The 21,994-nt window shown below is 60.8% G+C and carries 20 protein-coding genes; 10 read left to right on the forward strand and 10 right to left on the reverse strand.

Going from position 1 to position 21,994, the window contains the following annotated elements; genetic code table 11:
• Positions 1 to 75: 75 nt before the first annotated feature.
• From folP to folK, 3 genes are read left to right on the forward strand one after another with little or no spacing between them, the layout of a single operon-like run.
• Positions 76 to 981: a dihydropteroate synthase gene (gene folP / locus EDF70_RS12370; RefSeq protein ID WP_132273592.1), complete on the forward strand. Its 906-nt coding sequence runs from the start codon at positions 76 to 78 to the stop codon at positions 979 to 981.
• A complete protein-coding gene (folB, locus tag EDF70_RS12375; protein WP_132273593.1) occupies positions 978 to 1,343 on the forward strand; it encodes a dihydroneopterin aldolase in 366 nt (121 codons plus the stop codon). Before folP ends, folB begins: the two co-directional genes overlap by 4 nt.
• Positions 1,327 to 1,848 (forward strand): 2-amino-4-hydroxy-6-hydroxymethyldihydropteridine diphosphokinase, encoded by a 522-nt coding sequence (gene folK / locus EDF70_RS12380; protein WP_281033585.1) that lies wholly within the window; start codon positions 1,327 to 1,329, stop codon positions 1,846 to 1,848. The genes folB and folK overlap by 17 nt, the downstream gene beginning before the upstream one ends.
• Before the next feature lie 3 nt (positions 1,849 to 1,851).
• On the opposite strand, the gene EDF70_RS12385 is transcribed toward folK, so the two are convergent.
• From EDF70_RS12385 to EDF70_RS12400, 4 genes are all read right to left on the reverse strand, one after another.
• Positions 1,852 to 2,406, reverse strand: coding sequence for a hypothetical protein (locus tag EDF70_RS12385; protein ID WP_132273595.1), 555 nt, complete (start codon positions 2,404 to 2,406; stop codon positions 1,852 to 1,854).
• A 92-nt stretch (positions 2,407 to 2,498) separates the two neighbouring features.
• Positions 2,499 to 3,602 carry a TIGR01620 family protein gene (locus tag EDF70_RS12390; RefSeq protein ID WP_132273596.1) on the reverse strand — a complete coding sequence of 368 codons (1,104 nt, stop codon included), beginning with the start codon at positions 3,600 to 3,602 and terminating at the stop codon, positions 2,499 to 2,501.
• Positions 3,599 to 5,074, reverse strand: a complete 1,476-nt coding sequence (locus tag EDF70_RS12395; protein ID WP_132273597.1) for a YcjX family protein — start codon at positions 5,072 to 5,074, stop codon at positions 3,599 to 3,601. Before EDF70_RS12395 ends, EDF70_RS12390 begins: the two co-directional genes overlap by 4 nt.
• Positions 5,075 to 5,206: 132 nt before the next feature.
• Positions 5,207 to 5,698: a histidine phosphatase family protein gene (locus tag EDF70_RS12400; protein ID WP_132273598.1), complete on the reverse strand. Its 492-nt coding sequence runs from the start codon at positions 5,696 to 5,698 to the stop codon at positions 5,207 to 5,209.
• A gap of 267 nt (positions 5,699 to 5,965) precedes the next feature.
• Between EDF70_RS12400 and dksA the strand changes: the two genes are divergently transcribed.
• Positions 5,966 to 6,385 carry an RNA polymerase-binding protein DksA gene (gene dksA, locus EDF70_RS12405; RefSeq protein ID WP_112733364.1) on the forward strand — a complete coding sequence of 140 codons (420 nt, stop codon included), beginning with the start codon at positions 5,966 to 5,968 and terminating at the stop codon, positions 6,383 to 6,385.
• Positions 6,386 to 6,496: 111 nt separating this feature from the next.
• On the opposite strand, the gene EDF70_RS12410 is transcribed toward dksA, so the two are convergent.
• On the reverse strand, positions 6,497 to 7,858 hold the full coding sequence (locus tag EDF70_RS12410; protein WP_132273599.1) for a flagellar biosynthetic protein FliO: 1,362 nt from the start codon (positions 7,856 to 7,858) through the stop codon (positions 6,497 to 6,499).
• A 299-nt stretch (positions 7,859 to 8,157) separates the two neighbouring features.
• Here EDF70_RS12410 and EDF70_RS12415 point away from each other — a divergent pair, with 299 nt between their 5' ends.
• The 6 genes from EDF70_RS12415 (at position 8,158) to EDF70_RS12440 (ending at position 17,230) form a co-directional block, all read left to right on the forward strand.
• Entirely contained in the window at positions 8,158 to 10,767 is a 2,610-nt protein-coding gene (locus EDF70_RS12415) for a PAS domain-containing sensor histidine kinase (protein WP_132273600.1), read from the forward strand.
• Positions 10,768 to 11,019: 252 nt separating this feature from the next.
• A complete protein-coding gene (recA, locus tag EDF70_RS12420; RefSeq protein WP_132273601.1) occupies positions 11,020 to 12,108 on the forward strand; it encodes a recombinase RecA in 1,089 nt (362 codons plus the stop codon).
• Between the two features lie 157 nt (positions 12,109 to 12,265).
• A complete protein-coding gene (gene alaS / locus EDF70_RS12425) occupies positions 12,266 to 14,929 on the forward strand; it encodes an alanine--tRNA ligase (protein ID WP_132273602.1) in 2,664 nt (887 codons plus the stop codon).
• 50 nt (positions 14,930 to 14,979) lie between these two features.
• Positions 14,980 to 15,846: a tRNA 2-thiocytidine(32) synthetase TtcA gene (ttcA, locus tag EDF70_RS12430; RefSeq protein ID WP_132273603.1), complete on the forward strand. Its 867-nt coding sequence runs from the start codon at positions 14,980 to 14,982 to the stop codon at positions 15,844 to 15,846.
• Positions 15,847 to 15,857: 11 nt separating this feature from the next.
• On the forward strand, positions 15,858 to 16,676 hold the full coding sequence (locus EDF70_RS12435) for an inositol monophosphatase (RefSeq protein WP_132273819.1): 819 nt from the start codon (positions 15,858 to 15,860) through the stop codon (positions 16,674 to 16,676).
• A 125-nt stretch (positions 16,677 to 16,801) separates the two neighbouring features.
• Positions 16,802 to 17,230 (forward strand): GNAT family N-acetyltransferase, encoded by a 429-nt coding sequence (locus EDF70_RS12440; RefSeq protein WP_245519129.1) that lies wholly within the window; start codon positions 16,802 to 16,804, stop codon positions 17,228 to 17,230.
• 6 nt (positions 17,231 to 17,236) lie between these two features.
• Here EDF70_RS12440 and EDF70_RS12445 read toward each other — a convergent pair whose 3' ends face one another.
• The 5 genes from EDF70_RS12445 to purL form a co-directional block, all read right to left on the reverse strand.
• The gene (locus EDF70_RS12445; RefSeq protein WP_132273821.1) at positions 17,237 to 18,451 is read right to left on the reverse strand and encodes a multidrug effflux MFS transporter; all 1,215 of its coding nucleotides are present in this window, start codon (positions 18,449 to 18,451) and stop codon (positions 17,237 to 17,239) included.
• Positions 18,452 to 18,582: 131 nt separating this feature from the next.
• The gene (grxD, locus tag EDF70_RS12450; RefSeq protein ID WP_132273605.1) at positions 18,583 to 18,915 is read right to left on the reverse strand and encodes a Grx4 family monothiol glutaredoxin; all 333 of its coding nucleotides are present in this window, start codon (positions 18,913 to 18,915) and stop codon (positions 18,583 to 18,585) included.
• Between the two features lie 127 nt (positions 18,916 to 19,042).
• Positions 19,043 to 19,285, reverse strand: coding sequence for a hypothetical protein (locus EDF70_RS12455; protein WP_132273606.1), 243 nt, complete (start codon positions 19,283 to 19,285; stop codon positions 19,043 to 19,045).
• A gap of 4 nt (positions 19,286 to 19,289) precedes the next feature.
• Positions 19,290 to 19,523, reverse strand: a complete 234-nt coding sequence (locus tag EDF70_RS12460; protein WP_132273607.1) for a BolA family transcriptional regulator — start codon at positions 19,521 to 19,523, stop codon at positions 19,290 to 19,292.
• Between the two features lie 135 nt (positions 19,524 to 19,658).
• Positions 19,659 to 21,866, reverse strand: coding sequence for a phosphoribosylformylglycinamidine synthase subunit PurL (gene purL / locus EDF70_RS12465; protein WP_132273608.1), 2,208 nt, complete (start codon positions 21,864 to 21,866; stop codon positions 19,659 to 19,661).
• Positions 21,867 to 21,994: the final 128 nt, after the last annotated feature.

Here is a 21,994-nt window from a genome sequence, read left to right on the forward strand (position 1 = left end):
CGCAAAGCTTGGGGCATAGCCCACCCGAGCGCAACAGAAGCCACGCAATTTCACGTGTACAAAGCAAGGATTGGGATGACCGTGAGTCTCCTCGGCAACAACGTTTCCGGCAATGGCGTCTGGCAGGTCGGTCATGGTCGGTCGCTGGATCTGGCCACGAGCGGCCATCTGATGGCGATCGTCAACGTGACGCCCGACAGCTTTTCCGATGGCGGCCGGCACGACAATGTCGATGCGGCAGTGGCGCATGCCAAGGCCTGCATCACTGAGGGTGCCGTCATCATCGATATCGGCGGCGAATCGACACGGCCGGGTGCCGAACCGGTGAGCGAAGCGGAAGAACAGCGCCGCGTGTTGCCGGTGATCGAGCGCCTCGCGGCGGAAACCGATGCGTTGATTTCGATCGATACCTATCGCGGAGCCACCGCGTCGGCGGCCGTGAACGCCGGGGCGCATATCATCAATGACGTCTATGGCCTCAGCCACGATCCGTCGATTGCCGACATCGCGGCGAAAACCGGCGCGGGCCTCTGCATCATGCATACCGGTCGCGGTCGCGAGGCGGAGAAGCTGCCGGATGTGATCGAGGACCAGTTCCTGTTTTTCAGAAATGCGCTTCGGATCGCCGATGCGGCTGGCGTGGCGCGCGAAAAAATCATGCTCGATCCGGGTTTCGGATTTGCCAAGACCCGCGAAGACGAAGCCGAACTGATGGCGCGGTTTGCCGAACTGCATGCGCTGGACCTGCCGCTCCTGATCGGCACCTCGCGCAAGCGCTTCATCGGTGCGATGACCGGCCGCGAGCGTGCGGACGAGCGCGACGTCGGAACTGCGGCGACGACCGCCGTTCTGAGGCTGGCGGGCGCGCATGTTTTCAGGGTTCATAACGTGGCTGCCAATCGCGATGCGCTTCGCGTGGCGGATGCGATTCTTTTGGCAGCGAAAGCCGGAAACCGGGATAGCGTGGAGACAAGGCCATGACGCTCTATACGATCTATCTGAAAAACTGTTCGTTCTTCGCCCGCCACGGCGTGTTGAGCGAAGAAGAGCGGCTCGGCCAGCGCTTCTTCGTCGATGCCGAACTGGAGGTCGAGGGCGGCAAGGCGCTGCACACCGACGAGATCGAAGACACCGTGCATTACGGCATCGCCTTTCAGGTGATCGAGGCGGTGGTGACCGGTCAGCGCCGTTATCTGATCGAGGCATTGGCGCAGGATATCGCGCTGGCTCTGTGCAAGCGTTTCCCGCAGATCAGGCGTGCCGCAATCGCCGTGCGCAAGCCGAGCGTGCCGATCCCCGGCATTCTCGACTATGTGGAGGTCCGTATTGACCACCGTCCCTGACAACGTCTGGAGCAAGGCGACGCTCGGGCTCGGCGGCAATATCGGCGATCCTAAGGCGGCGATGGCGCAGGCGCTGCGCCTGCTCGACGGTCGTGACGACTGTCGTGTGCTGGCCGTATCAAGACTTTACAGCACGCCGCCCTGGGGGAAGACCGATCAGGCGGACTTCTTCAACTGCTGTGCCCTGATCGAAACCACGCTCGCGCCGGAGGATCTGCTGGCGACGGGTCTGTCGATCGAAAAGACGATGAAGCGGGAGCGGCTGGAGCGCTGGGGGCCGCGCACCATCGATATCGATGTGCTGACTTACGGGGACGTGGAGAAGGATACGCAGCCGCTGCAACTGCCGCATCCGCGCATGACCGAGCGTGCCTTCGTGCTGATGCCGCTGGCCGATATCGCCGCAGATCTCATGATAAAGGGCAAGCCGGTATCATCCTGGCTCGCCCTTGCAGATGTCGGTGGAATATCCGTCGCGGACGAAAGCCGCGACTGGTGGAGATGAAGATCAGTTCTTGATCGAACCGACGGCCATCTGGTCGAGGTCGCGCGTCAGGGTCAGGCCGATGACCGGGATCATCTGCTCCTCCACCTTCACCGAGATGGTGATGTTCATGTCGTTGTCGCTCTTCATGCTGGCAACCATGGCGCCGTTCAGCTTGGCGCGGTTTATGCCGAGAACGATGCGCTCGCCGTTGAGCGAGCCGGTGGTGATGTCGAGACCCTTGCCTTCGGCGCCATCCAGAAACTTGCCGGTATAACCCTTGGCCGTCTTGATGATGGTGGCATTCATCGGCTGCTTGAAGACGCCGACGCGGCAGGTGCCGTCGAGTTTCAGGCCGGCGTCACCCTCTGAAGTCGCTGCACCGATGAGATTGCAGGTGAACTTGGTGCCCTTGTATTTTCCGGCGACGATTTCGCCGGGACCTTTCCAGGTGCCGGCGGCGCTTTCGAAAAAGACCTGATCGCGCGACGCAGCGCCAGCCTCGGGAGCCATCGCAACCGTGGCGACGGAGATGGCGACGGCAAAGCCACCGAACAGCGAAAAGATGCGCGAAACCATTCAAAAATTCCCTGGCAAAGGCCAACTGGTAGAGCCCGCAAATTAGCGGAGGATGGTTAATGAGTGGTTTCTTTTGCTGTTCGTCGGGTGTTTCACGCCGGGTCTTTTGGTTTCGATGTGGCGACGATATCCCCCATGAAATCGCCTATTCCCGGCCGTTTCAGGGCTCGGAAGGGCAAAGGCCGGCACAGATCCATGGCGGCGATACCGATACGGGCGGTCAGCAATCCGTTGATCACGCCTTCACCGAGTCGGGTGGAAAGCCGGGCGGCCAGACCGTGTCCAAGCACCTGCTGGGCGATGCCGTCACCCACCGCAATCGAGCCGGTGACGGCAAGGTGCGCAATGACATCACGCAGCAGCCGGAACATGCCGAGCGTGCCGGGCCGGCCACCGTACAGTTCCGCCATGGCGCGCACCAGGCGCGACACTTCGAACAGCACATAGGCAAGATCGACCACGGCGCGCGGGCTGATGGCGGTGACGACCGAGACGCGTTTCGAGGCGGCGAGAATCAGCAGCCGCGCCTCGCGGTCGAGCGGCGTCATCAACTCGCGTTCCGCGAGGTCGAGGTAATGCGGGCCGTCGATGATCTCGTCCTTCGTCGCGTCCAATGCGGCACGGCCGCGCGCGGTCTCGGCGCGGTGTGACAGGATTGCGGTGAGGCGTGTGACGAGGGCGCGGGTCGATTTTGCGCCCGTTGCCGAGTCGGTGCCGGTCTCGATCGCGACAACATCGGCCTTGAGTGACTGTACGGCACCGATCCGCAACAGGCCCAGCACCTCGCGCGCCACAACGACGGCAAGCGCGGCCAGCGCGACGGAGAGAAGGCCGATGGCGGTGTAGCCGAGCCAGTCGGATCGGGAAAAAAGATCGCGGATGACGCTGTCTGCCCACAGGCCGAAGGCGAAGGAGGCGAACACACCAAAAGCACCTGCGGCGAGTTTGCCGAACGAAAAACCGTGGTGACGGGGCAGGGCGACAGGCACATTCGCGAGATCCGCGTCGGTGGCGCCGAGGAAGGGATCGTCGGCATCGGCCGTGGCGGTTATGCCATCGTCAAAACTGCGCGGCGGGCGGCTGGCGGCTAACGGAAGATCGCGCTCGCTTTCGACCGTAAACGCCGTCGGGCGACGGCGCGGCGTGTCGGAGGATGGTGATGCCGGGGGCTTGCTGTGTTCGTCGGATGGGGTCATGCGAGACGGTCTCCGAACAGGAACTGCATGGCGCGGTCAAGGCGGATATGCGGCACGGACAAAGCGATGCCGCCGGTGTTTTCTTCGACTGCGGGAGGGCGAAAACGTACGATATTCAAATCAGGTAGATCCGTTTTTTCATCCACTTTATCGATTTCGCGAAAGAACAATTCCGGGCTGTCCGGCAAGTCGCCGGGAAAGATCGCAGTTTTCTTTATTCCGTCGAAAATTTCGTCGCCGATCCGCTCGCCGGCCATGGGCGTGCCGGTGATGACGGGCAGCAGGTGACCATCCTCGCGGACTGTTGCCTCGCGGGTGGCCCGCACGGAGGCGAGCGCCATCACGTCGATGCCGGCGCCGGTCATGCCGATACGGTGGATGGCGCGATCGACGAGGCGGCGGGTAATCGCCTGCAGCCGGTCGTGGCTTTCGTGGTGCAGATGGTCGGCCTTGGTGGCGGCAACCAGCACCTTGTCGATACGGCGGCCGAGCAGCGAGCTGAGAAAGGAATTGGTGCCGGGGCGGAAACAGGCGAGCACATCGGACAGCGCCCTCTCCAGATCCTGCACCGCTTCCGGGCCACGGTTGACCGCCTGCAGCGCATCGATCAGCACGATCTGGCGATCAAGGCGGGCAAAATGTTCGCGGAAGAACGGTTTTACGACGACGCTCTTATAGGCTTCGAAACGGCGCTCCATCATGGCCCTCAGCGAGCCTTTTTCGGGACGCGTCTCCGCCACGTTCGGCATCGGCGCAAAGGTCAGCGCCGGCGAGCCGTCCAGTTCTCCGGGCAGAAGAAAACGGCCGGGCGGCAGGGTGGAGAGCGAGCGTTCGTCGGATTTGCAGGCCTTCAGATAAGTGGCGAAACTTTCCGACAGACGGCGTGCCGTCATCTCGTCGGCCGGGCCTTCCATGTCGATGCTGGCGCAAAGGCCGAGCCATTCACGCGCCAGCTCCGCACGCACGCCACCACCGGCGAGCGTTACGGCATTGTCGGAAAACGTTTTGTAATCCTGCGCCAGAAGCGGCAGATCGAGCAGCCATTCGCCGGGATAATCGACAATGTCGATCGACAGGCGACCGGGCGAAAACATGCGGTTCCAGCCACTGGCGCTTTGATAGTCCAGCGTGATGCGCAGTTCGGAAATGGCGCGGGTCGAATCCGGCCATATGCGTTCGCGCACCAGTGCCTGGATGTGATCCTCGTACTGAAACCGCGGGATGGCATCATCCGGCTGCGGTTCAAGACGGATGGCGGAAACGCGGCCGGAACGCACCGGCTCGAACAGTGGCAACCGGCCGGCGTTCAGAAGATTATGGACGAGCGAGGAAATGAACACCGTCTTGCCGGCACGGGACAGGCCTGTGACGCCGAGACGAAGCGTCGGGTTGACGAGGCCGGTGGCGCGGTCGGTCAGCGTGTCGAAGGCGATACGGGCGTCGTCGGTGAAACTGGTCAGAGAAGGCGGCAAGGCGTGATCCCGGTTGCTGGCGGCATCTCAAGGCGATGCCTGTCCTGCATATAGGGAGGGCAAGCGCCGGAAGGAAGAATGTCCCTGCCGGATCATTGCAGGATGGAGCAGTTCGGCTCTATTGCCTCGGCCTCAGGCGAAAATGAAGTCGTGCAGAACCCAGCTTTCGCCGGCATGGTCAAGGACGGCAAGGCCGGCGGTCGGATAGCCGCCGGGAATGGCCGAGCGCAACTGCTCACGGCCAATCAGGCTTTCCAGCGTTTCCTCGATCGACGGATTATGCCCGACCAGCATGACCGAGGGTGAGGGCGCCTGTCCGGCCAGCAGCGCCAGATAGGTCTCGACCGTGCCGTTATAGATTTCGTCAACCGCCTGCATGACGCATTCGCCTGCCATGGCCCGGTGCATTGCATCCGCCGTCTGGCGGCAACGGGTGGCGGTGGAGGACAGGATCAGATCAGGGCGATACCCTTTATCCACAGCCTTTTCACAGACCAGTTCGGCCTCGCCGTACCCGCGATCGTCCAATTCGCGATCAAAATCGCGCTGGCCTGATTGCGCCTGTGCGGCACGAGCGTGACGCAGGAGATAGATTCGCGAAGGTGGCGGTTCGATGATCGTCATGGAGGCCTCTGCCGGTCAAAACGCGTGGACATCAGGGGTAACGCCATGTCGCGATCCGCGTCAACTACCCGTCATGCACAGCTCGGTTGCAGGTCGGCGGCGCAGGGTATTTTCCGAATCAATCGGTGGAAGTGCTTTAAAATTAGCCGTTTAGCCGATTTTTGTGTCAGTTTTAAAAATGCATTAACGACGCGTATCAGACTTGAATCGCTGCCACCCTAGGGATATAGAGCGCCGCATAAGTTCTGTTCTTCAGGAGAAATCGCGTTGAGTGAGAAGATCGATCTTAGCAGCTTCGTCCTTTCGGAAGAAGACGAGTTCATGAATGTGCGACAAAAGGCCTATTTCAGGGCCAAATTGATCGCCTGGAAGAATGACATCCTCAGAGAAGCGCGCGAAACGCTCGGCCACCTGGCTGAGGAAAGCGCAAACCACCCCGACCTAGCAGACAGAGCCTCTTCCGAAACCGATCGCGCTATTGAATTGCGTGCCCGTGACCGTCAGCGCAAGCTGATTTCCAAGATCGACTCCGCCCTACAGCGGATCGATGAGGGCACATATGGATACTGTGAAGAGACAGGAGAGCCGATCGGCTTGAAGCGTCTCGACGCCCGTCCGATCGCCACCCTGTCGATCGAGGCGCAGGAACGCCACGAAAGACGCGAAAAGGTCTATCGCGACGAATAGGACCTGGCGGATGGCGAGAAATCCCTGAATGCCAGACAGACGACAAACAAAAGGCGCGGATTTTTCCGCGCCTTTTGTGTTTTTGGGGCCGTTGAGGCGTCTTTCTAAAAATTACCGGTCGTCTTTCGTCACCGACATCTCGCCAAAAATCCGCGCAATCTCGTTCTGCAAGGCCGGTTCCTGGGTGGCGCCGGTCACGCGGGCAAGGCTGGGGTCGCGACGTGGCAGCTGGCCGGGAGCATTTTGTACGGCCGGTCCAACGGCCGGGGCCGCATTGCCGCTTGCGAGATTGCTGGCCATTTCCTCCTCCAGAATACGTTCGAAATCGGAGCCAAGTGGTTTTGCAGGCGCGGCTGCGGTTGCAGTGGCAGGGGCGGGCTGGCGTGCCGGGGTGACCGGCATCTGCACCACAGGTGGTGTCGGGCGTTGTGCCGGTGCCGGCACGGCCTCTGCGCGGGGCTGCTGGAACACACGCTCGCGGGCGGCGTCGAGAAGATCGGCGGCATTGTCGATTGTCGTCGGCTCGCTGGTCGGGCGTGATGCGACGATCTCGAAATGCGGTTCAGCCGCTTTCGGCGTTTCATCGATGCTGACCGATGGCGCCGGTTCGCTCTGGAACCTTGACGGCGAAGCGACCATCGGTGCCGCAGCCGGTGCAGCCGTTGCAAACGCGGTCGTCATCGGAGTTGGACTTGCCGGCGCGGCAACTTCGCTGCGCGGTTCGGCGGACGGGAACTCGATCACAGGTGCCGGATCGACGGGCCGCGGCGTTTCAGGCGAACGCTGCTCGGCTTGCGGCGTGATTTCCGAAACATTGGGCTCAGCTGGAACTGCAAGCGGTGCCGGTTGCACCGGTGCCGGTGGAGTTTCGGAAAACTTCGGCGTTTCCGGATTGCGCGCTGGCGGCTCTGCGGGCGCGGTGGAACGGACGGGTTCGGAAACCTTTGCGACAGGCGCGATATCGACAGGCTCGGCGCTGAGCCAGGCGAATTTTTCCTTCTCTTCCACCACGGCGGCCGGCTTTTCCGGAGTGGCGGTAACAGGCGCGGCACGCGGTGCGGGTGCAGAAAGGCCGGCAGCGCGTGCGGCCGGCTCGGGCACGCGGGGCGGTTCATCTGCGACAAGTGCTGGCTGTTCCGGCTCCGAAACGGTCTTCATCAGTGTGTGGTAAGGCGGGCTGCGGCCATCGACGATACTGCTCTCGATGACGATGTCGGTCGGGCCGCCGATCATGATCAGATGTTCGACATCGTCCCGGCGCACCAGAACCAGGCGTCGGCGGGCATCGACGGCGGCCGCATCCAGCACCTGCAGGCGCGGCTGGCGATTCTTGCCGCCACGCAGGAACGGCGACGGGCCGCCGCGACCGCGTATCAGCCACAGCACGAGGATCAGGCAGAGAAAACCTGCGGCGACACCCACCACGGCGATGGTAAGGTTGCTGCCATAGGCACCCAGCATCTCATCAAGCATAAGCCACTCCTTCAGCAATTAGACGCCGTCGTTAGAAACGGGCTGTGTCAGGATCATGACGCCAGAGAAACGCGGTGCATAAGTGAAACGCGGGGCATATCTGTGACATTCTGGAACCATGGGACAGGAATATGGATCGAAAGCAAGGATCGGCAATCGTATCCCTTCGTTCTTCAACGGGTTTCTGTGTCTTCTGAGCTTTTTGCCGGTGCCGCAAATTGCTAAGAAGGATCAGCCGACCGATTCCGATCCGCGCCGATTGTCAAGGCGAGGCGCTTGCGGCCGACATGTGAGGGTGAATGACGAAGATGCAGCAGAGCGGCCTGAACGACGCGCCGCTGGTGGAACACGGAGCGCGCGGCGGAACCGTGATCCGGCTGCTCGTCCTTGCCGCGGTGCTGATCGCGGTGGCGATTAGTTTCGTTGTTTTCAAGGAAGCGCTTGATAGCGAACTTGTGCTGGGTGTGCTCGGCATCCTAGCCATGGTCGGCATCTTCTTTCTGGTGTCCTCGGTCATCGGTCTGGTCGAAGTCATGCCGCAATCGCGCTCAGACGATCTGGCCCGTGGTTTTCTCGGCGGTCATCCGGACGGCATTCTGATCACCGATTCCAAGGGCCGTATCATTTACGCCAATGCCGCTTATGGCCGGCTGACTGGCGCCACCAATGCAAGCCAGGCGCAATCGCTCGAAACACTGCTGTCGAAAAACCGCGAATCGACCGAGGCGCTCTATCGGCTGACCACGGCTTTGCGCGAGGGTCGCGAAGGCCACGAGGAGTTTCGCCTGCTGAAACCGCTGGGCCGGCCTGGTGATAACGGCTCCGGCGCGCACTGGTATCGCCTGAAGGCGCGGTTGCTGGCCAATGGGGCTTCGCGAAAGCCGCTCGACATCTGGCAGATCACCGACATCACCTCGGAGCGCGACGATCAGGAGCGGTTTTTCCGCGAGTTGCAGAACGCCATCGATTATCTCGATCACGCGCCGGCCGGGTTCTTTTCCGCCGGTCGCAAGGGCGAGATCTTTTATCTCAACGCGACGCTGGCCGAATGGCTCGGTTACGACCTCACGAAATTCGTGCCGCGTTCGCTGACCATGCAGGATCTCGTGGCCGGCGAAGGCATGGCGCTGATCCAGTCGGTTCAGGCGACGCCCGGCCAGACGCGCACGGAAACGCTTGACCTCGACCTGCGCCGCGCCAACGGCCAGAGCCTGCCGGCACGCCTTGTCCACAGCGTCAGCACCAGTCGTGATGGTGCACCCGGCGAAAGCCGCACCATCGTTCTGGCGCGGCCGAAGGGGGAGGGTGCGGACCTTTCCTCGTCGGCCATGCGTTTCACCCGCTTTTTCAACAACACGCCGATGGCGATCGCCTCCGTCGATGGCAATGGCAAGATCCTGCGTGTCAACGCGCCGTTCCTAAAACTGTTTTCCGGTTTGGTGTCGCGCGACGAAGCGGAAGCCGGCGCGCCGCTCGAGGTGATCTTTAACGAGGCGGTGCGGCCGCAGTTGACCCAGGCGCTGGCCGAGGCCAAGGACCGCCAGAGCGACATCGCCCCGCTCGAAAGCCGCCATCCGGGTGACGAAAACCGTTACCTGCGCTTCTTCGTCAATGCCGTGATCGACGAGAGCGATGAGGCGCCGGAAGAGGTGGCCATCGTCTATGCCTTCGAGACGACCGAGCAGAAGGCGCTCGAAACGCAGATGGCGCAGACCCAGAAGATGAATGCCGTCGGCACATTGGCGGGTGGTATCGCCCACGATTTCAACAACGTGCTGACAGCCATCCTTCTGTCCTCCGACCATCTGCTTTTACAGGCGCGGCCGGCGGATGCCAGCTTCGCCGACCTGATGGAAATCAAGCGCAACGCCAACCGCGCCGCGGTTCTGGTGCGCCAGTTGCTGGCCTTCTCGCGCAAGCAGACGATGCGGCCGAGCGTGCTGAACCTCACCGATGTCGTTGGCGATCTGCGCATGCTGGTCGACCGTCTGATTTCCGGCACCAACGTCAAGCTCGATGTCGATTACGGCCGCGATCTCTGGCCGGTGCGCACCGACCTTTCGCAATTCGAGCAGGTGCTGATCAATCTTTGCGTCAACGCCCGAGACGCCATGCCGGAAGGCGGGCGCATCACCATCCGCACCCGTAACGTGACGGCGGAAGAGGGGCGTGCTTATGCTGGCGCCGATCTGCCGGAAGAAGATCTGGTGATGGTCGAGGTCGCGGATGCCGGCACCGGCATTCCGCCGGAAATCATGGACAAGATTTTCGAGCCCTTCTTCACCACCAAGGAAGTTGGCAAGGGCACCGGTCTTGGCCTGTCTATGGTCTATGGCATCGTCAAGCAGTCGGGCGGTTACATCCATCCCGAATCGGAAGTCGGCAAGGGCACGACCTTCCGCATCTTCCTGCCACGCCACATTCCGGAACCGGTCGTCGTTGCGGAAAATGGGACGGGCGGCGAGGTTGCGGCGGTTGCGGCAGCGCCAAAACCTGAATCGGCATCGGCCAATGCCGATATCGATCTCACCGGCAATTCGGCGGTCGTTCTGCTCGTCGAGGACGAAGAGGCAGTGCGCCGAGGCGGCAAGCGCATGCTGGAAACCCGTGGTTACACCGTGCATGAAGCCGGATCCGGCGTCGAAGCGCTGGAGATTATGGAAGAGCTCGAAGGCAAGGTCGATATCGTCGTCTCCGACGTGGTGATGCCGGAAATGGACGGACCAACCCTGCTGCGCGAACTGCGTAAAAATTATCCGGACATGAAGTTCATCTTCGTATCGGGTTATGCGGAGGATGCGTTTGCGCGCAACCTTCCGGCCGATGCCAAGTTCGGTTTCCTGCCAAAGCCGTTCTCGCTGAAACAGCTGGCGGTGACAGTGCGCGAGATGCTGGATCGGCAGGACTGAGGTGGTGAGCGGGCGGCGAATCGGCCGTCCGCCTTGACATGAAACGGCGGCAGAATACCGCTGAAATGGCTGTTCCAGGAACAAACAGGAACAGCTTATCTGCTTGAGAACATTAATAGAACGAAGGATCAAAAGATTCATTTGAATCAATCGCATCGTGCCCACTTGTTAAAATAGAACAAAAAGAGTACGAATTGGCCATCGGTTACAACATTGATTGCGTGGCGGCGATAACCTAAAGGGGTGGTTCAAATGGCTCAGAATTCTTTGCGGTTGGTAGAGGAAAAATCGGTGGATAAAAGCAAGGCGCTGGAAGCGGCACTCTCCCAGATCGAACGCGCGTTCGGCAAGGGATCGATCATGAAGCTCGGCTCGAACGATAGCATCGTCGAGATCGAGACCGTATCGACCGGTTCGCTCAGCCTCGATATTGCTCTCGGCATTGGCGGTTTGCCGAAGGGACGTATTGTCGAAATCTACGGGCCGGAAAGCTCGGGTAAAACGACGCTGGCGCTGCAGACCATTGCCGAAGCCCAGAAGAAGGGCGGCATCTGCGCCTTCGTCGACGCCGAACACGCGCTCGACCCGGTCTATGCCCGCAAGCTCGGCGTCGACCTGCAGAACCTTCTGATCTCGCAGCCGGATACCGGTGAACAGGCTCTCGAAATCACTGACACGCTGGTGCGTTCCGGTGCCGTCGACGTTCTCGTCGTCGACTCGGTGGCAGCACTGACGCCGCGCGCTGAAATCGAAGGCGACATGGGCGACAGCCTGCCGGGCCTTCAGGCCCGTCTGATGAGCCAGGCACTACGCAAGCTGACCGCTTCGATCTCCAAGTCGAAGACGATGGTCATCTTCATCAACCAGATCCGCATGAAGATCGGCGTGATGTTCGGTTCGCCGGAAACCACGACCGGTGGTAACGCGCTGAAATTCTACGCTTCCGTCCGCCTCGACATCCGCCGTATCGGCCAGGTCAAGGAGCGCGAGGAAGTCGTCGGTAACCAGACGCGCGTAAAAGTCGTCAAGAACAAGATGGCGCCTCCCTTCAAACAGGTCGAATTCGACATCATGTATGGCGAAGGTGTTTCCAAGACCGGCGAACTCGTCGATCTCGGCGTCAAGGCGGGTATCGTCGAAAAGTCGGGTGCGTGGTTCTCCTATAACAGCCAGCGTCTGGGGCAGGGTCGTGAAAACGCCAAAACCTTCCTGCGCGACAATCCGGAACTGGCCAACGAGATCGAATTGTCGCTGCGCCAGAATGCCGGCCTGATTGCCGACAAGTTCCTGCAGAATGGTGGCCCTGATGCCAATGATGGCGACAGTGCTGACGACGCTTAATCGACCTTTCCCGCATATCTGATCAACAAACCGGCCGCGCATCGATGGATGTGCGGCCGGTTTGTCTTTGTGCGGCTGGACAGGGCAGGGCGCGGACGATAAAAGCCGGTGGTTTCTGGCGAATTGGCCCGCACTGGGCGGTAATGAAGGGCGTAGCATGAGCGGCGTGAATGAAATCCGGTCGACCTTCCTCGACTATTTTGGCAAGAACGGCCACGAGATCGTATCGTCGAGCCCGCTGGTTCCGCGCAACGACCCAACGCTGATGTTCACCAATGCCGGCATGGTGCAGTTCAAGAACGTCTTTACCGGTCTGGAAAAGCGCCCCTATTCGACGGCAACGACCGCGCAGAAATGCGTGCGCGCCGGCGGCAAGCATAACGATCTCGACAATGTCGGTTATACCGCCCGTCACCACACCTTCTTCGAAATGCTCGGCAACTTCTCGTTCGGCGACTATTTCAAGGAAAACGCCATCGAGCTTGCCTGGAACCTGATCACCAAGGAATTTGGCATCGATGCCAAGCGCCTGCTGGTCACCGTCTATCACACCGATGACGAGGCCTTTGGCCTGTGGAAGAAGATCGCCGGCCTGACCGACGACCGCATCATCCGCATTCCGACCAGCGACAATTTCTGGGCGATGGGCGATACCGGCCCCTGCGGTCCCTGCTCGGAGATCTTCTATGACCACGGCGATCATATCTGGGGTGGCCCTCCGGGCTCGCCGGATGAGGATGGCGACCGGTTCATCGAGATCTGGAACCTCGTCTTCATGCAATACGAGCAGGTGACGAAGGAACAGCGCATTGATCTGCCGCGTCCGTCGATCGACACCGGCATGGGCCTTGAGCGCGTTGCAGCGCTTCTGCAGGGCAAGCACGACAATTACGATATCGATCTTTTCCGCGCCCTGATCGCGGCCTCGGAAGAAGCCACCGGCGTCAAGGCCGAAGGCGAACGCCGCGCCAGCCACCGCGTCATTGCTGACCACTTGCGTTCCGCCTCGTTCCTGATCGCCGATGGCGTTCTGCCGTCGAACGAAGGCCGCGGTTATGTTCTGCGCCGCATCATGCGTCGCGCCATGCGCCATGCCGAGCTGCTGGGTTCGCGCGATCCGCTGATGTACAGGCTGCTGCCGACGCTGGTTGCCCAGATGGGCCGCGCCTATCCGGAACTGGTGCGTGCCGAAGCCTTGATCTCGGAAACGCTGAAGCTGGAAGAAAACCGTTTCCGCAAGACGCTGGAACGCGGCCTCAACCTGTTGTCCGACGCTACCAATACGCTCGCCAAGGGTGACATGCTGGATGGCGAAACCGCCTTCAAGCTTTACGACACCTATGGTTTCCCGCTCGACCTGACGCAGGACGCGCTGCGCGCCCGCGAAATCGGCGTGGATATTGCCGGCTTCACTGACGCCATGGAGCGCCAGAAGGCCGAAGCCCGCTCGCATTGGCAGGGTTCCGGCGACAAGGCGACCGAAACCATCTGGTTCGAACTCAAGGAAAAGCTCGGCGCTACCGAATTCCTCGGTTACGACACCGAGACCGCCGAAGGCGTCGTGCTGGCAATCGTTGCTGACGGAAAATCCGTCGAAACCGCCAAGGCAGGCGACACCGTTCAGGTCATCGTCAACCAGACGCCGTTCTACGGCGAATCCGGCGGTCAGATGGGTGATACCGGTATCATCCGCGGCGAAGGTTTTGCCGTCGAGGTGACCGACACCCAGAAGAAGGGGGCAGGCCTTTTCGCGCATCTGGCTGTTGTAACCGAAGGTGAGGTCAAGGTCGGCGAAGCCGTCGCGCTCGCCGTCGATCACGCCCGCCGGTCGCGTCTGCGCGCCAACCACTCGGCAACCCACCTTCTGCATGAAGCGCTGCGCGAAGTGCTCGGCACCCACGTTGCCCAGAAGGGCTCGCTGGTGGCGCCCGAGCGTCTGCGTTTCGACGTCTCGCACCCGAAGCCTATCTCGGCGGAAGAGCTGCAGCGCGTTGAGGATATGGCCAACGCCATCATCCTGCAGACGGCACCTGTCACCACCCGTCTGATGAGCGTCGATGACGCCATTGCCGAAGGCGCGATGGCACTGTTCGGCGAAAAGTATGGCGATGAAGTGCGCGTCGTGTCGATGGGCCGCGGCATTGAAGGCTCCAAGGCCGGCAAGGCTTATTCGGTCGAACTCTGCGGCGGCACGCATGTGGGAAATACCGGCGAGATCGGCCTCGTACGTGTTCTCTCCGACAGCCCCGTCGGCGCCGGTGTACGCCGTATTGAGGCGGTCACGGCAGAAGGCGCACGCGCTTATCTGGGCGAGCAGGATGAGCGCATCAAGGCGCTGTCCGGCGTTCTGAAGGTTCAGCCGGCAGAAGTTCTCGCTCGTGTTGAGACGCTGGTCGATGAACGTCGCAAGCTGGAGAAGGAACTTGCGGATGCCAAGCGCCGTCTCGCCATGGGCGGCGGTGGCCAGGGTGACGGTGCTGCCGACATTCGTGAGGTTGCGGGCGTCAAGTTCATGGGCAAGACGCTGAATGGCATTGATGCCAAGGACCTCAAGGGACTAGCCGACGAAGGCAAGGTTACGCTCGGTTCGGGTGTTGTCACGCTGATCGGCGTGTCGGAAGATGGCAAGGCAAGCGCCGTTGTGGCCGTCACCGAAGATCTGGTCGGCCGTTTGAGCGCCGTCGATCTGGTCCGCATCGCATCTGCCGCGCTCGGCGGCAAGGGCGGCGGTGGTCGCCCGGATATGGCGCAGGCCGGTGGCCCGGATGGCGCCAAGGCCGACGAGGCGCTTGAGGCAGTCGCCGCGGCGCTCGGCGCTTAAGATTGAAGCGGGCCGCAAGGCCCGCTTTTTCGCTTCAAGGGGATTTTTTCATGGGCGTGAACGCCGAGATTGCGGACGAACTGGAGCAGGTAGCCGAAGGGCTGGCGCCGGGGCTTTTCAGGGATGCGCCGGACAGCGTGTCGTTCAACAAGCTGCGCAAGCGCCTGCTGCGGCAGGTGCGCCAGGCATTTGCCGATTTCGACATGCTGAAAGGCCAGAAACGCTGGCTGGTCGGCCTGTCGGGCGGCAAGGACAGCTATTCACTGCTGGCGATCCTGCTCGATCTGCAATGGCGCGGCCTGCTGCCGGTCGAATTGATTGCCTGCAATCTCGATCAGGGCCAGCCGAATTTTCCAAAACACATCCTGCCGGAATATCTGGCGTCGATCGGCGTCAAACACCGTATCGAATATCGTGACACCTATTCGATCGTGAAGGAAAAGGTGCCGGCCGGCGCGACTTATTGTTCGCTCTGTTCACGCCTGCGCCGCGGCAATCTTTACCGCGTGGCGCGCGAAGAGGGCTGCGACGCATTGGTGCTCGGCCATCACCGCGACGACATTCTCGAAACCTTCTTCATGAACTTTTTCCACGGCGGACGTCTCGCTGCCATGCCGGCGAAACTTCTGAATGACGAAGGCGACGTGATGGTGCTGCGGCCGCTCGCCTATTGTGCCGAGGACGATCTGACGAAATTCTCTGCCGCCATGCAGTTCCCGATCATTCCGTGTGATCTCTGCGGGTCGCAGGACGGGCTGGAGCGCAATGCGATGAAGACGATGCTGTCGGGCATCGAACAGCGCATGCCGGGCCGCAAGGATACGATGCTGCGGGCGCTGTCGCATGTGAATCCGTCGCACCTGCTCGATACCGGACTTTTCGATTTCAGCAATCTGATGACCGCCGAAAGGAAGTAGTTTTGCCTGACATGCCCGTTGACGTCTCCGCCCTTGCCGATCTTCTGCGCCGTGCCGCCAAGGCGGAAATCCTGCCGCGCTTCCGCCGTCTCGGCAGCAATGACGTACGCTCCAAAAGCGAGCCGACCGATCTGGTGACGGAAGCCGATGAGGCCGCCGAGCGGATGATGAAGCGGGAAATGGCGGAACTGGCGCCTAACGCGCTTTTTATCGGCGAGGAGTCGGTGGCTGCTGATCCCGCACTGCTGGACAAGCTGAAGGATGCGGAACTCGCCGTGATCGTCGATCCGGTCGATGGCACGTTCAACTTTGCCTCCGGCATCCCGGCCTTCGGCGTCATGGCCTCGGTTGTCTGGAAGGGCGAAACCGTGGCCGGCATCATCTATGATCCGATGGGTGACGACTGGGTAATGGCGGAAAAGGGCGCAGGCGCTTATCTGCGTCGCCCGGATGGCGATGCGGTGCGTCTGAGTGTGTCGGAGCCCCGGCCAATCGGTGCGATGATCGGCATGGCGTCGGCCGGCTATTTTTACGGTGAGGAACGCGAGAAGGTTCTGGCCAATCTGGCCAAGGTCCGCTTCTTCGCGAACTACCGTTGCGCCGCGCATGAATACCGTACGTTTGCCGGCGGCCACGTACAGTTCATGATCTACAACAAGCTGATGCCCTGGGACCATCTGGCTGGCGCGCTGATCGCCACCGAAGCTGGTGGTCATGTTCGTCGCCTGGACGGTTCGCTCTACGAGCCGCATCAGTTCGACGGTGGCCTTCTGGTGGCCACCGATCCCGACAGCTGGCAGACCCTGCACGACGAAATCTTTGGCGCCTAAAGCTGACAGGTTGATGGATTTTGTTCGCTGTCGAAGATAGGCTTCCTGAAAAAGGGGAGCCTATCTTGATGAGCATATTGCCAGACATTTCAATACGCAGAGCAGGCAGGCAGGACGCTTTAGTGGTGCGTGAGATTGTCCGTGCCGCCTATGCCAAATGGGTGCCCGTCATCGGTCGCGAGCCGATTCCCATGACGGTGGATTATGCCGAGGCGATCGTTACCAATCGTATCGATCTGCTGGAAAACGCAGGCGTTGTCGTCGGGGTGATCGAGACGATCCTTCGCGATGATCATCTCTATATCGAAAACGTTGCCGTTCGGCCGGAATTCCATGGCCAGGGTTATGGCCGTGGCCTGCTTGCGCATGCGGAGGATATTGCTTCCTCGGCGGCGCGAAAGGAAATCCGCCTGCTGACCAACGCAGCGTTTACCGCCAATGTGGTTCTGTATGAACGGAGCGGTTATGTCCTCACCCATACGGAACCGTTCATGGGCGGAACGACGCTCTACCTGAGCAAACGGCTGACAAGCCGTATTCAGGAGAGCGTCTGAAGCTGATCACACCCGCGGATTATGCGGCTGAAACAGCTTTCCCTTTTCCGCGATCAGCACGAAAATCAGGCCGATGATCGAGACGGCGAAAAAGCCGGCGACCATCGGCAGCGCTGTGCCATCGAACGCCTGGCCGATAACCGCACCGATCGTGGCGCCGCCGATCGTACCCATGAAACCGAGTACGGATGACGCTGTGCCGGCTACATGGCCGAGCGGCTCCATTGCCAGCGAGTTGAAGTTCGAACCGATCCAGCCGAACTGAAACATCGACAGAGCAAACAACGTGAGGAACAGGGCAAACGGCATTGGCTGCGGCCCAAAAATCTGGATCATCAACCAGATGAAGGTCACTGTGATGAAACCCAGCAGCGATGCATGCGAGAGCTTTCGCATGCCGAAACGGCCGACGATGCGCGCATTGATGAATGATGACAGCGACATGAACACGGCGACTGCCGCAAAGGCGACTGGGAACCAGACGCCCAGGCCATAGATCTGGTTATAGACCTGCTCGGCGGAGTTGATGAAGCCGAACAGTGCGCCGAAGATGAAGGTGCTGGCGATCGTGTAGCAGAGCGACACGCGGTTGGTCAGCACGATGCGGAAACCGGCGATCACCGACTTCACGGTGAAGGGACGAATGTCTTCCGGATGCAGGGTCTCCGGCAGGCGCTTGTACATCCAGAACACGACGGCCAGTGCGCCGACCGCCATGAAGACAAAAATCAGGTGCCAGTCGCCGAATAGGAGAATCAGCTGACCGGTACCCGGCGCGATGACGGGCACGACCATGAACACCATCATGATCAGCGACATGACTTCCGCCATGGCGCGGCCGCCGTAAACGTCGCGAACGATGGAAATGGTGATGACGCGGGTGGCGGCTGAGCCAACACCCTGGATGAAACGCAGGACAAGCAACGCCGTGAAGGAGGGGACGGCAATCAGGCCGACAACCGCAAGTGACGACAGAATGTAGATGGTCAGGCCGACGATGATCGGCTTGCGACGGCCAAAACGGTCGGAGATGGGGCCATAGAAAAGCTGCGCCAGGCCGAAGCCGAAGAGATAGGCCGAAACGACGTACTGGCGATGATTTTCATTGACCACATCCAATGCCGCGCCGATCTGCTGCAGACCGGGAAGCATGATGTCGATGGCAAGCGCATTGAGCGCCATCAGCATCGCCATCAGTGCAATGAATTCGACCTTGCCCATGCCCTTGAGGCGCTCGGGCGTGGTTTTTGAAGGGTGTGTCACAGCTTTTCCTAAACAACGTTAAAGGCGCCGTGGATGCGGCGCCTTTGATAAATGCAAAGTCTAGAGTCGGGGCTGGCGCGCCCCGAAAATCAGGCCGCGCGGACGGCGATCCCCTGTTCCTCGAGCTGCGTCTTGAGTTCGCCGGACTGGAACATTTCGCGGACGATGTCGCAGCCGCCGATAAACTCGCCCTTGACGTAGAGCTGCGGAATTGTCGGCCAGTTGGAATAGTCCTTGATGCCCTGGCGAAGGTCGCCATCGGCCAGAACATTGATGCCCTTGTAGTCGAGCCCGAGGTAATCCAGAATTTGGACGACCTGACCCGAGAACCCACACTGCGGGAACTGCGGGGTGCCCTTCATGAAGAGTACCACATCGTTGGTCTTGACTTCGTTGGCGATGAAATCGGTCATTCCGCTCATGTCTCAAATCCTTTCACACGCGGGTTCAAGGGCCGCGGCGCTGTTCGTTAGCCTTAAATAGCAAGCTCCCTGCGCAAATTCCAGCGCGGAAGCATGTAGATGCATGTAATTTCAGTTGCGCTGTGTCTCAGCGGCTGCGCTGCTTGCTGCGGCTCACCGCTGTACGGCGGCGACTGACCTGCTTGCGAGCGGGCTTTGCCGCTTTCTTCGTTGTCTTACGGGTAAAGCGGCCGGTCGTCGTGGAACGGGTAGCCGCTTTTGCCTGCCGCTTCCGGCGTTTGGACGCGGTGCGGCCATGCGACTTGCCCAGCAATTCCTTGACGACGCTTTCGACGACACCCGACACGATTTGATTGATCAGGCTGGTCATCGCGTCACTTCGGAGCTGAGGTCTGCAAGGCGAGAGCGTGAAGAACGCCGCCCATATTGCCCTTCAGTGCGTCATAAACCATCTGGTGCTGCTGAACACGAGACTTGTCGCGAAAGGCTTCGGCCACCACTTCGGCAGCGTAGTGATCACCGTCTCCGGCCAGATCACGAATGGTAACGGTTGCGCCGGGAATGCCGGCCTTGATCATGTCCTCGATATCGCCTGGGCGCATGGGCATGCGGATAAGTCCTCTTGTCTGGTGGCGTGTTGTTGCCGCTATCAACTTAGATTGCCTCAAAGAAAGGCCGCGGTCAAAGGACCGCGGCCGCTTTCTTCAAGTCTGACGCGCTGTTGTAAACGCGTGTTCCTGGGCTCAGTTCATGAAGCCGGGGAACCAGCCTTCATGGGCCTTGCCGAGATCGCCAACCGGTACATTGATGAGGTCATCGATGACGACGGTATCGCCGCCGACGGTGCCCAGCGCGCGGAACGGAACCGCGGCACCTTCGGCATTGGCCTGCAGGAAGTTGGCAAGATCTGCCGGAACGGCCAGAACGTAGCGCGCCTGATCTTCGCCGAACAGCAGCGCATGGGGCAGGCCCTTGCTGCCCTTGAGGCTGATATTCAGGCCCTTGCCCGAAGACATGGCCATTTCGGCAAGTGCCAGCGCGAGGCCGCCGGACGAGATGTCGTGGCAGGCGGTGACCTGACCGTTGCGGATCGCCGTGCGAACAAAATCGCCATGGCGGCGTTCGGCCGAGAGATCGACTTCCGGGGCAGGACCTTCGGTGGAGCCAAGAATATCGCGCAGGTAGATGGACGAACCGAGATGGCTGCCATCGACGCCGATCATGATCAGCTTGTCGCCGTCATTGGCGGTGCCGATCTTGGCCATTTTCGACCAGTCGGGCAAAAGGCCGACGCCGGCAATGGTCGGGGTCGGCAGGATGGCGACGCCATTGGTTTCGTTATAGAGCGACACGTTGCCCGAAACGATCGGGAAATCCAGCGCCTTGCAGGCCTCGCCGATACCCTTGATGGCGCCAACCAGCTGGCCCATGATTTCGGGCTTTTCCGGGTTGCCAAAATTCAGGTTGTCGGTCGCTGCCAGCGGCTCGGCGCCGGTCGCGGTGATGTTGCGCCAGCATTCGGCAACCGCCTGCTTGCCGCCTTCGAACGGATCTGCCTCGACATAACGCGGCGTCACGTCCGACGAGAAGGCGAGGCCCTTGGTGGCATGGCCCTCGACGCGCACGACGCCGGCGTCGCCGCCCGGATGCTGCAGCGAATTGCCCTGAATGAACGTGTCATACTGTTCGTAGACCCAGCGGCGGCTGGACTGGTTCGGCGAACCGACCAGCTTGATGAGAGCGTCATTATAGTCTGCCGGTGCCTGCACCTCGGAAGCGGGCAGGGCAGCGCGCTTGGCTGATTCCACCCACGGGCGATCGTATTCCGGAGCCTCGTCACCGAGTTCCTTGATCGGCAGGTTTGCGACTTCCTCGCCCTGATGGATGACGCGGAAACGCAGGTCGTCGGTGGTCTTGCCGACAATGGCGAAATCCAGCCCCCACTTGACGAAGATCGCCTTGGCAACCTCTTCCTTGGAGGGTTCGAGAACCATGAGCATGCGCTCCTGGCTTTCCGACAGCATCATTTCGTAAGCCGTCATGCGGTCTTCGCGCACCGGTACGGTGTCGAGCAGCAGTTCGATGCCGAGGCCGCCCTTGGCGCCCATTTCGACGGCCGAGCAGGTGAGGCCGGCTGCACCCATGTCCTGAATGGCGATGACCGCACCGGTCTTCATCAGCTCAAGGCAGGCTTCCAGCAGGCACTTTTCGGTGAAGGGGTCGCCGACCTGAACGGTCGGGCGCTTCTCTTCGATCGATTCGTCGAACTCGGCCGATGCCATGGTGGCGCCACCGACACCATCGCGACCGGTCTTTGCACCAAGATAAACGACCGGCAGGCCAACACCTTTGGCTTCAGAAAGGAAGATGCCGTCAGCCTTGGCGAGACCGGCTGCAAAAGCGTTGACGAGGATGTTGCCGTTGTAGCGCTCGTCGAATTCGACTTCGCCGCCGACAGTCGGAACACCGAAGGAATTGCCATAACCGCCAACGCCGGCAACGACGCCGGATACGAGATGTTTGGTCTTCGGATGGTCAGGCGCACCAAAACGCAGCGCGTTCATGGCGGCAATCGGGCGTGCACCCATGGTGAAGACGTCACGAAGGATACCACCGACGCCGGTCGCCGCGCCCTGATAAGGCTCGATATAGGACGGGTGGTTGTGGCTCTCCATCTTGAAGACGACGACGTCGCCGTCATCGATATCAACGACACCAGCGTTTTCGCCCGGACCCTGGATAACGCGCGGGCCCTTGGTGGGCAGCGTGCGCAGCCATCTCTTGGAGGACTTGTAGGAGCAGTGCTCGTTCCACATGGCGGAGAAGATGCCGAGCTCGGTAAAGGTCGGCTCGCGACCGATAAGGTCGAGGATCCGCTGGTATTCATCGGCCTTCAGGCCGTGGGATGCGATGAGTTCAGGCGTGATCGGGCGGCTGTTCGAAATCGTCATGGTTTTCCCTGATGGCGAGGGGCTCTTAATTTGGGGTCTCTTTAGCGTAGATACGAAAAGGGCGCGACAGGAAAATACCTGTCACGCCCCATATCCCACTGCGATACGCCAGATAAGGCGCATGCTTG

The organism is Neorhizobium sp. JUb45, from assembly GCF_004343585.1.
GTDB lineage: Bacteria > Pseudomonadota > Alphaproteobacteria > Rhizobiales > Rhizobiaceae > Neorhizobium.

Excerpts from the sequence above, each read along its gene's own strand:
- grxD (WP_132273605.1), bottom strand. The coding sequence starts at position 18,915 with ATGAGCGGAATGACCGATTTCATCGCCAACGAAGTCAAGACCAACGAT.
- alaS (WP_132273602.1), top strand. The coding sequence starts at position 12,266 with ATGAGCGGCGTGAATGAAATCCGGTCGACCTTCCTCGACTATTTTGGC.
- purL (WP_132273608.1), bottom strand. The coding sequence starts at position 21,866 with ATGACGATTTCGAACAGCCGCCCGATCACGCCTGAACTCATCGCATCC.
- EDF70_RS12400 (WP_132273598.1), bottom strand. The coding sequence starts at position 5,698 with ATGACGATCATCGAACCGCCACCTTCGCGAATCTATCTCCTGCGTCAC.
- EDF70_RS12390 (WP_132273596.1), bottom strand. The coding sequence starts at position 3,602 with ATGACCCCATCCGACGAACACAGCAAGCCCCCGGCATCACCATCCTCC.
- EDF70_RS12415 (WP_132273600.1), top strand. The coding sequence starts at position 8,158 with ATGACGAAGATGCAGCAGAGCGGCCTGAACGACGCGCCGCTGGTGGAA.
- EDF70_RS12460 (WP_132273607.1), bottom strand. The coding sequence starts at position 19,523 with ATGCCCATGCGCCCAGGCGATATCGAGGACATGATCAAGGCCGGCATT.
- EDF70_RS12445 (WP_132273821.1), bottom strand. The coding sequence starts at position 18,451 with ATGGGCAAGGTCGAATTCATTGCACTGATGGCGATGCTGATGGCGCTC.
- EDF70_RS12410 (WP_132273599.1), bottom strand. The coding sequence starts at position 7,858 with ATGCTTGATGAGATGCTGGGTGCCTATGGCAGCAACCTTACCATCGCC.
- ttcA (WP_132273603.1), top strand. The coding sequence starts at position 14,980 with ATGGGCGTGAACGCCGAGATTGCGGACGAACTGGAGCAGGTAGCCGAA.
- EDF70_RS12455 (WP_132273606.1), bottom strand. The coding sequence starts at position 19,285 with ATGACCAGCCTGATCAATCAAATCGTGTCGGGTGTCGTCGAAAGCGTC.
- EDF70_RS12385 (WP_132273595.1), bottom strand. The coding sequence starts at position 2,406 with ATGGTTTCGCGCATCTTTTCGCTGTTCGGTGGCTTTGCCGTCGCCATC.
- folP (WP_132273592.1), top strand. The coding sequence starts at position 76 with ATGACCGTGAGTCTCCTCGGCAACAACGTTTCCGGCAATGGCGTCTGG.
- folB (WP_132273593.1), top strand. The coding sequence starts at position 978 with ATGACGCTCTATACGATCTATCTGAAAAACTGTTCGTTCTTCGCCCGC.
- recA (WP_132273601.1), top strand. The coding sequence starts at position 11,020 with ATGGCTCAGAATTCTTTGCGGTTGGTAGAGGAAAAATCGGTGGATAAA.
- EDF70_RS12435 (WP_132273819.1), top strand. The coding sequence starts at position 15,858 with ATGCCCGTTGACGTCTCCGCCCTTGCCGATCTTCTGCGCCGTGCCGCC.